The organism is Pedobacter sp. JY14-1, assembly GCF_029269825.1.
In the GTDB taxonomy this organism is placed as follows: domain Bacteria; phylum Bacteroidota; class Bacteroidia; order Sphingobacteriales; family Sphingobacteriaceae; genus Pedobacter.
Map to the genome: position 1 here is coordinate 300,988 of NZ_JARJHU010000001.1, position 15,887 is coordinate 316,874.

13 protein-coding genes are annotated in these 15,887 nt (G+C 46.6%); 8 read left to right on the top strand and 5 right to left on the bottom strand.

Translation table 11 applies throughout. The features are described 5' to 3' along the window. Together P2W84_RS01295 and P2W84_RS01300 are read right to left on the bottom strand one after the other, a co-directional pair. On the bottom strand, positions 1–3,561 hold the full coding sequence (locus P2W84_RS01295; RefSeq protein ID WP_276088287.1) for a SusC/RagA family TonB-linked outer membrane protein: 3,561 nt from the start codon (positions 3,559–3,561) through the stop codon (positions 1–3). A 132-nt stretch (positions 3,562–3,693) separates the two neighbouring features. Then, the gene (locus tag P2W84_RS01300; RefSeq protein ID WP_276088288.1) at positions 3,694–4,875 is read right to left on the bottom strand and encodes a FecR family protein; all 1,182 of its coding nucleotides are present in this window, start codon (positions 4,873–4,875) and stop codon (positions 3,694–3,696) included. Between the two features lie 164 nt (positions 4,876–5,039). On the opposite strand from P2W84_RS01300, the gene P2W84_RS01305 reads away from it, so the two are divergent. From P2W84_RS01305 to P2W84_RS01320, 4 genes are all read left to right on the top strand, one after another. Beyond that, entirely contained in the window at positions 5,040–5,657 is a 618-nt protein-coding gene (locus P2W84_RS01305; RefSeq protein ID WP_276088289.1) for a sigma-70 family RNA polymerase sigma factor, read from the top strand. Between the two features lie 110 nt (positions 5,658–5,767). Continuing rightward, entirely contained in the window at positions 5,768–7,429 is a 1,662-nt protein-coding gene (locus P2W84_RS01310; RefSeq protein ID WP_276088290.1) for an ATP-binding cassette domain-containing protein, read from the top strand. A gap of 3 nt (positions 7,430–7,432) precedes the next feature. After that, complete coding sequence (locus P2W84_RS01315; protein WP_276088291.1) at positions 7,433–8,785, top strand: biotin/lipoyl-binding protein; 1,353 nt, start codon at positions 7,433–7,435, stop codon at positions 8,783–8,785. Beyond that, positions 8,782–10,173: a TolC family protein gene (locus P2W84_RS01320; RefSeq protein WP_276088292.1), complete on the top strand. Its 1,392-nt coding sequence runs from the start codon at positions 8,782–8,784 to the stop codon at positions 10,171–10,173. The genes P2W84_RS01315 and P2W84_RS01320 overlap by 4 nt, the downstream gene beginning before the upstream one ends. A 78-nt stretch (positions 10,174–10,251) precedes the next feature. On the opposite strand, the gene P2W84_RS01325 is transcribed toward P2W84_RS01320, so the two are convergent. Then, positions 10,252–11,673, bottom strand: a complete 1,422-nt coding sequence (locus P2W84_RS01325; RefSeq protein ID WP_276088293.1) for a PQQ-dependent sugar dehydrogenase — start codon at positions 11,671–11,673, stop codon at positions 10,252–10,254. A gap of 181 nt (positions 11,674–11,854) precedes the next feature. Between P2W84_RS01325 and P2W84_RS01330 the strand changes: the two genes are divergently transcribed. Beyond that, a complete protein-coding gene (locus P2W84_RS01330) occupies positions 11,855–12,118 on the top strand; it encodes a SemiSWEET transporter (protein ID WP_276088294.1) in 264 nt (87 codons plus the stop codon). Position 12,119: 1 nt separating this feature from the next. On the opposite strand, the gene P2W84_RS01335 is transcribed toward P2W84_RS01330, so the two are convergent. Then, positions 12,120–12,689 carry a dihydrofolate reductase family protein gene (locus P2W84_RS01335; protein WP_276088295.1) on the bottom strand — a complete coding sequence of 190 codons (570 nt, stop codon included), beginning with the start codon at positions 12,687–12,689 and terminating at the stop codon, positions 12,120–12,122. 214 nt (positions 12,690–12,903) lie between these two features. On the opposite strand from P2W84_RS01335, the gene P2W84_RS01340 reads away from it, so the two are divergent. From P2W84_RS01340 to P2W84_RS01350, 3 genes are read left to right on the top strand one after another with little or no spacing between them, the layout of a single operon-like run. Further along, on the top strand, positions 12,904–14,202 hold the full coding sequence (locus P2W84_RS01340) for an amidohydrolase family protein (protein ID WP_276088296.1): 1,299 nt from the start codon (positions 12,904–12,906) through the stop codon (positions 14,200–14,202). A gap of 9 nt (positions 14,203–14,211) precedes the next feature. Next, positions 14,212–14,775: a hypothetical protein gene (locus tag P2W84_RS01345; protein ID WP_276088297.1), complete on the top strand. Its 564-nt coding sequence runs from the start codon at positions 14,212–14,214 to the stop codon at positions 14,773–14,775. A gap of 21 nt (positions 14,776–14,796) precedes the next feature. Beyond that, positions 14,797–15,420 carry a GNAT family protein gene (locus P2W84_RS01350; RefSeq protein WP_276088298.1) on the top strand — a complete coding sequence of 208 codons (624 nt, stop codon included), beginning with the start codon at positions 14,797–14,799 and terminating at the stop codon, positions 15,418–15,420. 159 nt (positions 15,421–15,579) lie between these two features. On the opposite strand, the gene P2W84_RS01355 is transcribed toward P2W84_RS01350, so the two are convergent. After that, entirely contained in the window at positions 15,580–15,780 is a 201-nt protein-coding gene (locus tag P2W84_RS01355) for a hypothetical protein (RefSeq protein ID WP_276088299.1), read from the bottom strand. Between the last annotated feature and the right edge of the window lie 107 nt (positions 15,781–15,887).

Here is a 15,887-nt window from a genome sequence, read left to right on the forward strand (position 1 = left end):
TTAAAACCCAAAGTTGATTCCAAATGTGCAAGTGCCCAGCGGACGATCGGTACCCGGTAACCAGTCTGGGTTATAGCGCTTATTGTTGGCCGCCCAAACCAATCCGAGGTCCCTTAACTGAGCAAAAACTTCGACATTGCGGAGCCGGGCCTTGTCCGCTATCGATGCGGGCAAGTTATAGTTAAGCATCACCTCTTTACATTCGATGTAGGATGAACTTTCAACCAGGCCGCTCAGGTAAGGGACATAACGGTCCCACAAGTATAGATTACTTTCATTGGGGTTTGGAAACGGGGGGATGTCGGTGCGGCCGGCATAGACATCGGATATGTATTTATTGGCAATGGTCTTCCTTGAGCCTACATAGGCAAAATTATAGTTATAGGTATCGTTCCGGTACACCCCGCCGAATTTGCCGATGAACAGTACGGATAAGCTTAAATTACGATAGCCGAATGTGCTGTACCAGCCAGCAGTATGCGGCGGAATTGCAGTGCCTTCATAATTCAGGAACTGCGCACCCAAACCATTAAGAAGCGCTACGTTATTGAATGTGCTCGGCTGGCCGTTCGGTCCCGCCACCTGTGGCACCCCTGATATGGTACCTGCGTAAGTGAATGAATATACCGGATTAATAGGCTGTCCCTCTACGACTGCGTTGGGAATGTCCAGCATTTGTGCAGCGGTCAGGGAAGGATAATATAAATTATTAACTACATTCTTATTATAGGCATAGTTGAGTGAGGTGTTATAGGTAACGGGTATGCCGGGTAATTTTACTTGCGTTCCCAATTCCACTTCAATACCCCGGTTAGTTATACCTGCGTTATTGAATTTCTGACTGGTGGTGCCGGTTGCACCGGGCAACGCAATAAAACCGGTAATGTCTTTGCCTGTTTTGTTGTACAAGTCTATTTTACCGTAAAGTTTTCCTTTTAACAAGACATGGTCTATTCCGATGTTGGTGGTAGTCGTTTTTTCCCATCGCAACGTAGGGTTGCCGTTGTCAGCTATGAATGCTGTTATGGTACCGGTAGTGGAGCTGGGAACTGTGGAGACGGTTAGCAAGGTATTGGTTGAGGTAGTTCTTTCGACATTACCATTACGGCCATGGGTTACACGCAGGCTCAAACGGTCTAACCAGCCAATATTTTCCGCGAAACGCTCTCCCTTGATGTTCCATAAGCCACCTACTGACCATAACGGGGCCCATCTCAGAGAGGGTATGCGGGTGATGTAATTGGAAGCGTCGGTCCGGATGCTTCCGGAAATGGTGTATTTACGGTCATAGGTATAAGCTGCATTGCCGTAGTAGGATACGTAGCGTTCCAATCCGTAACCAAGCACCGTCGAACCGCCGGGCAAGGTTGTTTCCCAACCGTCAAGACCGACAAACTGTTCCGCTGCGCTTCCATAGCCGTATTGGGGTACCCTCGTCTGCAATTTCTCCGGATAATAGCCAAACAACCAGGGATTGGCCCGGGTATCGGTCCGGTATTGCGAAATTTCCATACCGCCTATCGCATTGATGCTGTGCCTGCTGCCAAAATCTTTTACAAAGGTCAGCTGATTACGGAATACATAACTGGCTGAATTTGCAATGTTGTTCTGACTGATACCGCCTTTGGGTAGGAATTGTCTCCCGACCGTCTCTGTATCTGAAAAATACTCTACATTTTGGTTTACCAGGTTCCTCGCATAAAAGGTATCGTCACTGTTGTAATTGTCAGTTTCTGTCTTGCCACGCTCATACTGTAATTTGGTATTCAGGTTTAACCCAGGAATGATACGAATGTTGAACCCAGCCTGTATCCTGGCATTATAATCCTGAGTACTGAACCTCCGGCCCCGGACCTCCCGCAATAAGTTATAACTTAAATCTTCGTATGGAAAGTCGGCTAAAGGCAATTGGGATAAAACTGCTCTGTTGTAGGTATTCAGATTGACTGCGTAGCTTCCGTCCGGTTTCAACAGTGTTTCGTAAGGTGAAAGGCTTTTCAACTCTGCGGGTGTCGCACCACTGTTGTTCTGTTCCTTATATTGAAGATACAAGCCAAAATTCATGGTCAGAAAATTTGCAAGCTTATATTCATTACTGAAATTCATACCGTAACGATGGTAATCTGTACCTTGATAACGCGTTTTGTTATCTTCAAATAAGAGTGAAGCATAGGATCTTGACTTTTCACCTATCATTGAAAAATCGACATTATACTGGCTCAGTACAGCCCTGCGCAATAACAGGTCTGCGATTTGACCGTGGTTATTTATCCTGCTCAAACTATCCAAGCCTGCATTCATCGCTGCAGTGCTTAGCGTACCATTCTTATTGGCGTAAAGCAATTCCTGGCCCAGTGTCAGGGGTTTGGTCAGGTCGTTGGGAAAGGAACCGGCTGTTTCTCTGAATACCCACCTGTTCAGGAAGGCTGTACGCTCGAGATTGATTTGCTCGGCAGATGTCGCCTGTGGCACCAATTGGTTTAAGTCTGTAAGTTGTGAGATGCGTGTAAAAGCATTTGCACTGATATTCAGCCCTGATTTTCCGCCGTTTGATTTTTTGGTGACGATAACAATGACGCCGTTTGCAGCACGTGCACCCCAAATCGACGCAGCTGCAGCATCTTTTAGTACGGTCACAGATTCGATATCATTCGGGTTAATGGTCGAAAAATCGTTTTTGGCTACGGGAAATCCGTCTACGACGACCAATGGAGACCGGTCAGCGTAAATCGAACTGCTTCCCCTGATCAGAAATGATACTGAACCATCGGCATTTTCCTTGCTTTGCATGCCGGCCACCAAGCCCTGCAATGCTGTAGAAGGATTTGATACCGGCCGGTTGTTCAGTACATCACGTCCTATCTGATCATAAGCGCCCGGAGCCCGCTCTTTCAATAAACTTTGATAACCGGTGGTTACAGTAACTTCATTTAAAGCGTTATTTACAGCAAGCATAGTGATGGTTCCCTTAACCTCCGAAGCAATCATTTCAACAGACTGGAAACCAATAAAACTGATCACTATTGTGGCTTCAGGATCAACCTGGGCCAACCGGAATCCGCCAAATTCATCCGTTGTTGTTGTCGAGGTGCCATCTTTCACCTTTACCGTTGCACCAGCCAGGGGCCTGCCCTGCTCGTCTTTTACTGTTCCGGTCACCTCTATTGCCTGAAAAAAATCGATCAACTTATCTGCCAGCGACTTTTCCTTCAATTTGACGGTTACCGTTTTATCGGCGATTTCATACTCGAGGGGCTGTCCCTTGAAGCAAGCCTTCAGTGCGGCTTCTATCGAAGCGTTCTTTAAATTGATGATGCCCGTTTTCAATTTTTTTAAGTCGGCGGTGGTGTACAGAAAGTCATAGCCACTTTGTTTGCTCACCGATTTAAGTACGGCCTGAAGTGGCGCGCCCTTGGCGTACAAATAGACCTGGGCTTTGGTGGCTGCACTGACTTGTAACAGGCAAACGATCATCAGTAGCATGGTTAGTTTCATCACGCGCAGTATTTGCCTGGGCACGGCCGTGAGGTGCCCGCCCAGAGATTTTCCATTAATTATCATTAAGTTTGAGTGTTTGGTTTAAAGTTGATGTCAATTCGAAAATAAATTCAGCCGGACACCAGACATAGAAGCGAGAGTAGGTCGAAGCACTCTCGCTTACTTTTTAGTATGGCTCCGGTCAGCACAGCAGCACTATTTCATAACCGTAACCCTCCTTCCTTCCATCTTAAAGTGTACATTATTCGTGTAGGACAATTTGTCCAGTATTTTGCTGATATGATCAAATCGGCTGATCGAGGCCGTAAAGGTTTTGGTTGGCGGAGTACCTTCATAAGTCACCTCCACATTGTACCAGCGTGCCAATTTGCGCATGATATCTTCAATATTTTCGTCCAGGAACATGAACTTGCCATTTTTCCAGGCCACCGCTTCGTCAACATCCACATGACTGACACTCATTTTACCGGCCGCTAATATGGTAGCCTGTTCGCCAGGTTTCAATACGGTTTGACCGTTCAATTGAACTGAACCCTCGAGTAACGTAGTTTTTATGCTTGGTTCATCCGGGTAACTGCTGATGTTAAAGCGGGTGCCCAGGACCTTTACCTGTTGCCCCGGGCTTTCGACTACGAATGGGTGGTGCTTGTCTTTTGTGATCTCAAAATAGGCCTCTCCGCTTAACTTCACGCTTCGTACACCACCTTCGATGAGGTTAGCGGCATAGGTTAAACTTGAGGCTGCGTTCAGCCAAACCTGTGAGCCGTCGGGCAATCGCAGCTGGTACGTTTCCCCTTTTAAAGTCGACAGCATATTTACTGCCTGCAAATCCGTTCTTGTATCTGCTGATGGCCTTAGTTCGTAAACCAGTTGCCCGTTTGCCAATTTACTGACTTTGACACCAGCCTGTATGGCAAGCTGACCATTTGCAGCACCTCCAAGCCGGATCTGCTTTCCATTGGATAAAGTGAGCGTAGCGCCAGGTTTACCAGGTGCCACATCGTGACTGACGATGGATGCACTCTCGGTTATCTCCTTACCGTTCTGCTTAAAATAAAACAGCCCTGCACCAAACACGACCATCGCAATGGCAGCAGCCCCATAAATGACAGGCCACAGTCTTGCTTTTTGAGGAGACTCAGTCTTCTCTGAAAAAATTTCAGCTTTTAATTTGGCAAACACCCGCTGACCGGCTGAGACTTCCGAAGGCTGGTAAATCTCAGGCAATTCACCATACTCCAGTTCCTGCGCAATCATCGCCTCGGGTTCACCTGATTCACCAGCCTCGAAATAATCCAGTAGTGCATCCAGCTCCTGATCGGAAATTTTCCTGGATACCAGTTTGGCATATAATGCCTTTAGTTGATTTTGATTCACTTTTTCAAGATTCTGATCATAAATACGCTGGGTTTTCAAAAGTGTCTACAAAAAAAACCGAAAATTTTAAAAATTTTTATCTCAGACACGCATTAAGCGTGTTTAACAAACTTCTTATTCCAAAATTCTGTATCTTGGTCAGGTAGGATAATAGCCAACCGGACATGAGAAGCGCCGACCAGCAACTGTCAGAAATCAGGTTACTAGCTAAATTAAAAGCAGGCGACCACGTGGCGTTTGAACATTTCTATAAGCAGTATCATCTTCAGCTGTATCATAAAATCCTCAATCTGGTCGGCCAGGAAATTGTTGCAGAGGAGCTGCTGCAGGACTTGTTCTTAAAAGTATGGGACAAGCGGCACCTGATCGATCCGGAAAGATCGTTCATTTCTTATCTGCACCGGATTGCTAAAAACCTGATTGCTGACCACTACAGGAATCTTGCCCGGCAAATCAGGATCGAACGGTCTGCGGATATCAGGGAACTTCATCTGGAAGACAATCTTGATGAAACTTTTCCAAAGGACCTTGCCCTTAAAGCCATTAAAGAGGCGACTGATACCTTATCAGAACAGCAGCGGGCGGTTTTTACGCTTAGCAAGATAGAAGGTAAAAGTTATGAAGAGATATCCAGACAACTCAACATCTCCAACGCTACTATTCACACCCATATGTCACGGGCAGTTAAACAAATCAGGGAGTATATCCGCACACATCACAGTTCGGCGCTGAACTTAGCGCTGGCGACCACGCTGATCTATCTTACCCGTCAAACAGGTTGACAGGTGAGCAGAGCTGTTAATAACACCAGAACAGTTTCAAATTGACGGTATGGGTATTATAATTGCAGTAATTTTGAACAATGAAAGAATTGCCTGCAAAATATCAGACTATGACACCTGCCCAACGATTTTTCAGCCTGCTCAAGCTTGACAGGAAAGACATTTCGCAAATCTTTTTCTATGCGCTGTTCGCCGGATTGATCAGTTTATCGCTTCCGCTCGGCATTCAGGCGATCATCAACTTTATTCAAAGCGGCAAGGTAAGCGTTTCCTGGATCGTATTGGTAGTGATCGTGGTTGGCGGGGTGGCGCTGGTGGGCCTGTTGTCTTTAATGCAGTTGCGGATCACTGAAAACCTCCAGCAAAAGATCTTCGTCCGCTCTTCATTTGAATTTGCTTATCGCCTGCCGAAGATCCGGTTTGACGAGCTGTACAATAACTTTTATCCGCCGGAGGTGGCCAACCGTTTCTTTGATACCATGACCATACAAAAAGGGGTATCAAAGCTGCTGATCGACTTTGCAGCGGCATTTCTGCAGATTTGCTTCGGCATCATCCTGTTATCGTTTTATCATCCGTTCTTTATCCTCTTTGGTTTGCTGCTGGTAGGACTGCTTTACCTGATTTTTAAATTTTCGTATGCACCGGGCCTGGAAACCAGTCTTACCGAATCGAAATATAAGTACCGTGCCGCAGACTGGCTTCAGGAAATCGCCCGCAACAACTCTTCTTTCGGAGCCAAGCTCAACTTCAATTTTGCCCTGTCGAAAACCGATCAGATCGTGGGCGGTTACCTAAACTACCGCGAAAAACATTTCGGGATCATCAGGCGACAGTTTATCCAGCTGATCGTATTCAAGATCATCACGACTGCGGGCCTTTTACTGATCGGCGGTCTTCTGGTGCTGAACCAGCAGATGAACATCGGCCAGTTCGTGGCGGCAGAAATTATCATCCTTTTGGTGATCAATTCCGTGGAGAAGATTATCCTTGGGCTGGAAAGCTTTTACGATGTACTTACTGCTGTGGAAAAGATTGGCCAGGTAGCTGACCTGGACATAGAGGATGACACGCAACCGGTGGGGACCACTCATGATACAGCGATAACCATCAAAGCAGATGCAATACGGTTCCGCTATCCGGGCGCTGAAAAGGACACACTTAAAAACATTTCACTTACCATATCCCCTGGCGAAAAGATTCTGCTTAAGGGTAACAACGGAGTGGGGAAAACTACGCTGATCCGCATCCTCTCCGGTTTGCTCCAACCAACTTCAGGCACGCTGACCATGAACGACAATACTTTTATCAAGATAGACAGTGAGTCCTACAGGGCAAAAATTGGCCGGATCATTCAGGGTGAGACTCCATTTGAGGGGACTATACTCGAAAACATCACTTTCAATGATCCGGCAATAACGTCTGACGACCTGAAGTGGGCGCTGGATGCGGTACAGCTTACGCAGTTTATCAAATCACTGCCTGACGGATTGAACACGAAGATATTTCCTGAAGGCAAGCAACTATCGTCGTCCAACGCGCAGAAAATTCTTCTGGCCCGGAGTATTGTGCACAGGCCCTCCATCCTTTTCTTTGAGGACCCTACCGATCGAATGGATAAGGAAGCCGCCACCGCACTGATTGATTTTATTTTCGCGCCGGAAAATCCCTGGACGGTTATCGTTTCTTCCGCAAATGTGCACTGGCAGGTCAGGGCAACAAGACAGATTATGATGGAAAACGGAAAGATATTGAACGACACAAAACAGTAAGCCATGCTAAATATATCCAACAACAAGAAAGCCCGGCTTGAAACTTTACAGCACTTCAACACCATACGTCAGCTGTCTGACAAGCCGCACTACAAGATTTTGAACAGGATCATACTTGGGCTCTGCTTGCTGGGGTTACTGATCTTATTCCTTCCCTGGACTCAAAACATTTCAGGTACGGGTGCTGTGACTACGCTGAAACCAGACCAAAGACCCCAGACGATACATACTGCAATTGCCGGAAGGATAGAAAAGTGGTATGTCAAAGAAGGCGATTATGTAAAAAAGGGCGATACGATATTGTTTATCTCTGAAACGAAGGAGGACTATTTCGACCCTAACCTGGTAAACAACACCAGGGACCAGGTAGAGGCCAAAAAGAATGCGCTTAAATCGTATGACAGTAAGGTGCAGTCGCTGGAAGGTCAGATGAAGGCTTTATCCAATGAGCAGCGTCTGAAGATACAGCAGGCGAACAACAAGATAAGTCAGGCGCTGCTGAAAATTAAAAGCGACAGCATGGACCTGGAAGCAATAAAAACACAGCTGAAAATCGCGACTACACAATTTGACAGGGCGGTGCAACTGAATAAGGAGGGCCTGAAGCCGCTTACCGATGTGGAAGAAAAGCGGTTGAAGCTCCAGGATGCTCAGGCAAAAATCCTGACGCAGGAAAACAAGCTGCTTGCAGCTCAGAACGACCTCATTAATGCAAAGGTGGAGATTGGACGGATCAATGCTGAATACAGTGAAAAGATTGCAAAATCAAGTAGCGACAAATTTACTGCTCTGAGCAGCCAGTACGACACGGAGGCGCAGCTGAATAAACTGGAAAATCAGTATGTGAACTATCAGATCCGGAACGGCATGTATTATATAAAGGCTCCTCAGAGCGGCTATGTGAACCGGGCACTCCAATCTGGAATTGGCGAAACGATCAAGGAGGGCACGCCGGTAGTGAGTATTATGCCTGCACGTTACGAAATCGCTGTGGAAACTTACGTGCGGCCGATAGACCTTCCGCTCCTGAAGAAAGGCGATGAGGTCAGGGTGTGGTTTGATGGTTGGCCAACTATTGTGTTTTCAGGATGGCCGGGGATGTCATACGGTACTTTTGGTGGCCGGATTGTGGCCATCGAGAACTTCATCAGTATCAATGGAAAATACAGGGTACTTATTGCCCCGGACAGTAAAGATGTGTCATGGCCAAAGCAGCTGAGCATAGGCGCAGGAGCGCAGACAATAGCCTTATTAGAAACCGTCCCGGTTTGGTTTGAGATATGGCGTACACTGAACGGCTTCCCGCCTAACTACTACCAGGGTTCACAGGAAAAAGAAACTGCAAAAGAAAAATGAAACACGTAATATATACCGTTTTATGTGTGATCTGCTGGAGCAATTTGAAGGCACAGGAGCAGTTATCCGGACAGCTGAGCTTTGCGGAGTACTTAGGCTACGTTAAAAAATATCACCCGCTAACCCGGCAGGCTAATCTGTCGATCAGCCGTGCAGAAGCCGAACTGATGTCTGCGCGCGGCGGCTTTGATCCTAAGATTGAGGTAGATTATGACAAAAAGGAATTTAAGGGAACAGCATATTATTCTTTGCTGAACAGCAGCTTTAAGATCCCTACCTGGTACGGTATTGAAATTAAGGCTGCCTTTGACGACAATAATGGCAAATATTTAAATCCTCAGAATTCCACGCCAAATGGCGGACTTGCTTCGCTCGGCATCACGGTTCCCCTTGCTCAGGGCCTGCTGATCAACAGACGGATGGCTGACCTGCGCACGGCTAAGGTACTGGTGCGGATGAGTATTGCCGAGCGGAAGCTTCAGGCAACAGAGGCAATTTATGCTGCTTCTCTTGCCTATTTCGGCTGGAAGCGCGCATTTGACGAAGTAAAACTCTACGAGACTTATCTTGAATATGCCAGGGTCAGGTATAGCGGGGTGATAAAACTGATTCGGGCAGGTGATAAACCAGCTATTGACAGTGTTGAGGCTGGGATAACTGTAAAAACACGGCGGCTGAGCCTTGCAGATGCACAACTGAAGCTGATCAAGGCCCGCCTCGAATTGTCAAACTATCTCTGGGTTGAGGATGTACCGGTAGAGCTGGGTGAAAATATGGTTCCACAGGAGAATCCGGCGAAAGACGCCGCAGCAAGTTTAAATCTTGCGGACGCCACAGTGGTGCCGCTGCACGTGGAGCAGCATCCTAAATTGCAGACCTTACAGGGTAAGGTCGACCTTCTGGAGATAGAAAGGAGGTATAAGGCAAACTTATTGCTGCCGAAAATCAACCTAAGCTATAATTATTTATCCGAGCCGGCATATTTTGACAATTACCGGTTTGAGGATTATAAGCTGGGCGTCAGCTTCAGTATTCCACTGTTCCTCAGGAAGGAGCGCGGGGGCCTGCGACTGGCAAAACTCAAAATCCAGGAGAGTTTACTTGATCTCGACCTGACACGGGTCGCTTTGAAAAACAAGATCCTTGCGCAACAGGCAGAAATCCGCACGCTTGAAGATCAACAGAAGACAGCGTCTGAACTTGTACGGGATTATTCAACGATGCTTACCTCTGAGGAACGCTTGTTTTCCCTTGGGGAGAGTTCACTTTTCGTGATTAATTCCAGGGAAAATAATGTGGTCAGCAGCAGACTCTCTGAAATTACTATTGAGAACCGGTTGCTGAATTCAATTGCAGATTTGTTCAGAGTGATTAGTGACCCACAGTAGCCGCGATGTATCTCTGATCTGAGTCAATGACTGTATATTTTCCTGCCGGGCAATACTGAAGCGAGCAAGGCAAACCGTCTATCTCCGGGATTTCAGCATAATGTAATCTGCAAGCTTACCGATATCCTGCGGGCTGATCGCACCATTCCAGGCTGGCATACCTTTTTCTGCAATTCCTTTCGTAATACTGTTCACGATCGACTTTCTATCTGAGCCATACAGAAATTTAGTATTTAAAAATCCTTTCGCGGTTGCGGTACCCTGCAATTTATCTCCATGACAAGAGGCGCAAAGCTGCTGAAATATTCCCTCTGCATCCATCTGAGGATTACCTTTTCCAGGTATATCTGAACTTATCTTTTTTGAACTGAGCGCGAGCGCTCCCGATGGCCGCATCCTTAAGATCATGTCGTCATGAGCATCGCGCGGATGTCCTTCACCAGGGTCATGCATGGATGTAGAAAAATAAATGTAACCGTCGGGGCCGGTAACCAGCGACCTGATCCTGCCGTACCGCTTCCTGAGCAATACCAGTTGCTCACTAATTTTTCCATCTTTTAAATCCAGGCATAAAACAGCTTCCCCCCGCAAACAGGCCACCAATAGTTTATTTCTCAATTCAGGAAACCGGCTGCCGTTGTAAAACATCGTTTCTCCGGGGCCAATTGAAGGTGTATACTGCACCAGCGGAGACTCCATGCCCACCCGCTGATCATCATGGTGTACGATCGGCCAGCCGTAGTTAGCACCTTTTTTGATGAGATTGATCTCATCTCCCCCAGTAGGGCCATGTTCTGAAGCATATAGCAATCCGGTGCCAGGCTGGAAGGCGATGCCCTGCGGATTACGGTGACCATATGACCAGATTTCCTTTCTTGCCGTATCATTGTTAACAAAAGGATTGTCCCCGGGAACGCTGCCGTCATCATTTAACCGCAGTATTTTACCGTTATATGCTTTCAGGTCCTGGGCTAACATGGGCTGATCTGCATCTCCGGTAGTAATGTATATTTTTTTGTCGGGGCCAAATACCAAACGACAACCGGTATGGTTCTGGTTAGCCGGAATATCTTTGATGATCACCAACGGCTTTGATAAAGTATCCTTTATCAGCTCATAACGAACGATCCGCAACTTCATGCTCCCGGCCAGCAGGTAATTACTGGCCAGGTAGACCTGCCGGTTCTTGCTGAATTCCGGGTGCGGGCAGAGCCCGAGTGCTCCGGATTTATTTCGTAATACGATATCGTTCAGGTTCAATAAAGGCTTTGCAATCAACCGGTCATTCCGGATGATCCTTACCCTTCCCTCGCGTTCTGTGAACAAAATACTCCTGTCCGGCAAAAATACGATCTGCCAAGGTACCCTGAGGTTTTCCGCTATGGTGTCGATCTGGAATCCCTCCTGCTCCACTTCATCATGTACATACCGGTCCATAAAAGCTGTCCCGGTAAGTCCGCAAAACAGGATTGAGGCCACTAAATATTTTCTCTTTAACATCATGGACAGGTTAACTAAGCCTAATTTAGTTAAAATACCTGGGTTAAAATAAAAGTCATATTTCCTGATGCCATTCAGACAATCTGACGGGTCGATCTGGACACTGAAAACACGTATTTACTCTTGAAAACGGGTAATTTTTCTTGTTATTCAGGCATAGTAGTTGCAATGCTCGGTTATCATGAAATCTATCGAACTCCTTGGCCTCGTAGCCGGCCTGTGCACCTCAACTTCGGTTTTGCCACAACTGATTAAATCCATAAAGACAAAAGAGGTAAAAGATGTTTCTATTTTTATGTTCATCGTATTGATGACCGGTAACGCGCTTTGGGTATTTTACGGAAGCAAACAGTCCGACGTACCGGTCATCGCAACCAATTGCCTTGCCCTGTTACTAAACATCGCTATGCTTTTGTTGAAGCTCAGATACCAAAAAAAAGACTGATTTAGCGTTTTATCTCGTGCTGAAGACAGACTACCCCAGATTCAAATACCTGGGCTTTCAGCAGCTTTAGCACCTGCTTTTCCTTAATGCCCTTAAACACCGGAATACCTTCGCCCAATAATACCGGGTTCACAAAAAGCCAGCATTCATCGATCAGATCCGCTGCCAGAAGACTGTGTGCAGCACCCGGACTTCCAAATAACAGGATTTCCCCCTCAGTTTCCTTTTTCAATTTCCCAATCTCCGCAGCGTAATCCTTTCCGATTACCCTGGTATTGGAGAATTCATCCTGGTTTAGGGTATTTGACAACACCACTTTACGCGCCTGCTGATACCAGGCGGCGTGGACCTTATCATGCCTGGATGCTCCCGGCTGATCCGCTGCCGTCGGCCAGTAACTTTCCATCATACCAAAAGTTACCTTACCATACAATGCCGTATCTGTTTTTGCGATCCGTTGTTCTACGAAATCGAAAATCTCCTGATCTACATGTACCCAATTAAGTTCTCCGGTCTTACTGGCTGCAAAACCGTCAAGCGATACATGCATGAATAATACTATCTTTCCCATACTGGTCCTTATTTGCTTTACACAAAGCTAAAGGGAATATCGGATATTGATTGGACAAAGACCGACAATTTGCGGGGGCGTTTACGACAAGTCCAATTGGCGTGAACGGAGCCCTTCTGAACTGATATTTAAATGGCGATTTCTATAATTTCCTGCTTGCGGATAAAAGAAAAAGAGCTATACTTACTAAGTAATAACAGCATTAGTAAATTTCATGTATAACGCACTACGCATCCCAACCATTGCAAGTTTTGTATTTGCACTTCTAACGTTCTCGATTACTGCCTTTGCCCAATCCAAAGAAAAACACTACCTGGTCAAAGCTGGTCAACTGTACGACTCCGAAAAAAATGAATTTCAGAGAAATAAACAGATACTGATCAAAGGAAATACGATCCTTAAAGTTGGCGATAAACTTGATGTGCCTTCCGGTACCATAGTTTTAGATTATAGCGATGCTACAGTAACACCCGGTTTGATTGATGCCCACACGCACGTGCTATTTCAGCAGGGCCCGACCGAAACCCTCGCCCATGACGGGATCATGAACTCTCCGGAAACAAGGGTGCTAAGAGGTGTTGGTATTTTAAGGAGCTATCTGAGTGCTGGTTTTACATCCATTCGTGACTTGGGAAATTCGGAACAATACCTGGACATTGAGCTCAGAAATGCGATTGAAAGAGGCGATTTTCCTGGTCCGAGAATGGCAGTTTCCGGACCGGCTATCAGTGCGATGGATGGCCAGCTGTATGGCATGCCGATTAAGGAATTTGGGAAGTATTCAGCTCAAGAGTATTCAATGATTAGTGGCGCTGAGGAGGCTACCAAAGCCGTAAAGGAGCATATTGCCCGGGGTGTTGATGTCATTAAAATAATGGCTATCGGAAACCGTCTGGTTTTAACTTTAGATGAAATGAAGGCGATCGTAAAAGCCGCGCACAGCGAAAGGGTGAAGGTCACAGCCCATTGCGAGCGCGATTGGGCGGTTCACGCGGCAATCGAAGCGGGCGTTGACGGATTGGAACACGGCTATGGCTTTACGAAATCTACCTTGGACACGATTGCAAAAAGAAAAATATACCTGGTCCCTACGGATGGCTCCCCCGATCTTCAGATAAAGTACCTGAAGGCACAAAATATGCCATATAATGAACAACAGATCCGAAAGAATTTCAAACCGTTACAGGACAGGATAAAAGCTGCGCACCAGGCCGGAGTCATGATCGTTGCAGGCGCTGATGCATACCTTAACTTAAATATGCCGAGAGGTGAGGTTGCCAAATACACCATTTCCGGCTTCCATGATGCGGGGCTGTCTGCGGCTGATGCCTTAAAAACGGCGACTTATAATGCTTCCATTGCATTGGGAATGGAGGGCCAGGTGGGTGTAATTAAAGAAAATACGATGGCAGACATAGCCGTTTTTAAAGGAGACATGCAAAAGGATTTTAAAAAGGCTCTTTTTGATGTTAAAATGGTCATGAAAAACGGAATGATCGAATATCAGAATTAACTTGGCCGCATGAAAAAGCAATTGACCCTTACTTTAATCGTCATTGTTTCGATCGGAGCCGTTTATGCCATGGCTAAGTTTATCAAGATGGATACCTTTCCTTTTGCGTGGGCGCTGAATTTCCTGTTGATGGGATGTGTGGGCTTTTTTTCGGATGCGCAGCAAAGCGACTTCAACTCTCCTTACTTTGATGAGAAGAAATGGGAAAGAGGAGGTGAGATATATGAGTATCTGGGTGTTAATGTTTTCCGGAGGCTTTTGGTCCTGGTGGGCTGGGAGAAGCTGACGAGGAAAGCGCTTCCTATTGGCAACGATACTGCGTCTTTATCAAAGCTATACGTCCAGACCAAAAAATCAGAACAGAACCACATCATCATCTTTATCATCGTGCTTGGGTTCAACGTTTATGTTGCACTTAAATTCGGTTTTACCAAGTCAGTATGGCTGTTAGTTTTGAATGTCCTCTTACATCTCTATCCAATATTGTTGCAGCGGTACAACCGCCCGCGAATCAAACGGATTTTAAGGCTGAGTGAGCGGAGGAATAGTTGCGACAACCGCGATCCTATCTAAGAATCCCTTATATTAGCCGCTATGCAAGAGATTTTGACGGGGAAATACATAAGGCTTGAGCCATTAGGCCGCGAACACTTAGCGCCGCTGGTAGAAGCAGCAAAAGGAAACGAAAACTTGTTCAAATGGACATTTGTCCCACAAGGGGAAGCAGCAATGGCGGCATACATCGATACGGCGCTACAGCAAAAGGCAGATGGCCAGGCCCTACCCTACGTAATTGCCAATATCCACGACGGCAGGGTACTGGGCAGCACCCGCTACTGGAATCTGCAGCATTGGGCATGGCCGGAAGGTCACCAAAGATACGGAAAGCAAACCCCTGATGTTTGCGAGATTGGTTACACCTGGCTAACCGCAGACGCCATTCGCACGCCGGTTAACACAGAAGCCAAGTTACTCCTACTCAGCAACGCCTTTACTGGCTGGCAGGCCCTGCGTGTCTGTTTCCAAACCGACGCCCGAAACGCCCGGTCCCGCGCAGCCATCGAGCGCATCGGCGGACGCTACGAAGGCATCATACGCGCCGAACGCTTAGCCTCCGACAACACCATCCGGGATACTGCCCGCTTCTCCATCATCGCCGAAGAGTGGCCTGCTATTGCCCAAAGACTTAAAGTCAAGCTCTATACGGGAGCTGAATAACTTATGAAGATCAACCCTTTCTAAGCTAATGAGCCGGTTTAGGCGTCCATCGCTCATGGACCTGGATGACCTGGCGAATGCTGTCCAGTAGCGGCAAATCCAGCTTGCAGTGCTCCGCCTTACAGCTGGAATGATCATCTTGATCCAAGGTTAATCTGCCTAAATATATTCCGTGGTCATACAGTTCATACCACTGGAAATTTCTTCGTCCTGATCTGAAGTATCTGTATCGTCTTTTTCCGATTCATCCGGTATGCCCAGCAGACCATTGGACTCATCCGAAGTCGACGCTGAGTAGTTCGACTTTTCATTTTCGTTCTGACCTTTCGGCTCCATTTGTTGATCCTGTAAAATTTCCATAATTGTATTATTTGATTAGGGATGATGTACCTTATTCTTTGTGATTAACAAGAATCAGCAGGTTGTTCAGCTTAACTCCAAACCTTCAAGATCATGAAGCGACTAAA

Coding starts and splice junctions, on each gene's coding strand:
- P2W84_RS01330 (WP_276088294.1), top strand. CDS start 11,855: ATGAAATCTATCGAACTCCTTGGCCTCGTAGCCGGCCTGTGCACCTCA.
- P2W84_RS01310 (WP_276088290.1), top strand. CDS start 5,768: ATGACACCTGCCCAACGATTTTTCAGCCTGCTCAAGCTTGACAGGAAA.
- P2W84_RS01295 (WP_276088287.1), bottom strand. CDS start 3,561: ATGATAATTAATGGAAAATCTCTGGGCGGGCACCTCACGGCCGTGCCC.
- P2W84_RS01335 (WP_276088295.1), bottom strand. CDS start 12,689: ATGGGAAAGATAGTATTATTCATGCATGTATCGCTTGACGGTTTTGCA.
- P2W84_RS01305 (WP_276088289.1), top strand. CDS start 5,040: ATGAGAAGCGCCGACCAGCAACTGTCAGAAATCAGGTTACTAGCTAAA.
- P2W84_RS01350 (WP_276088298.1), top strand. CDS start 14,797: ATGCAAGAGATTTTGACGGGGAAATACATAAGGCTTGAGCCATTAGGC.
- P2W84_RS01315 (WP_276088291.1), top strand. CDS start 7,433: ATGCTAAATATATCCAACAACAAGAAAGCCCGGCTTGAAACTTTACAG.
- P2W84_RS01320 (WP_276088292.1), top strand. CDS start 8,782: ATGAAACACGTAATATATACCGTTTTATGTGTGATCTGCTGGAGCAAT.
- P2W84_RS01355 (WP_276088299.1), bottom strand. CDS start 15,780: ATGGAAATTTTACAGGATCAACAAATGGAGCCGAAAGGTCAGAACGAA.
- P2W84_RS01345 (WP_276088297.1), top strand. CDS start 14,212: ATGAAAAAGCAATTGACCCTTACTTTAATCGTCATTGTTTCGATCGGA.
- P2W84_RS01325 (WP_276088293.1), bottom strand. CDS start 11,673: ATGTTAAAGAGAAAATATTTAGTGGCCTCAATCCTGTTTTGCGGACTT.
- P2W84_RS01340 (WP_276088296.1), top strand. CDS start 12,904: ATGTATAACGCACTACGCATCCCAACCATTGCAAGTTTTGTATTTGCA.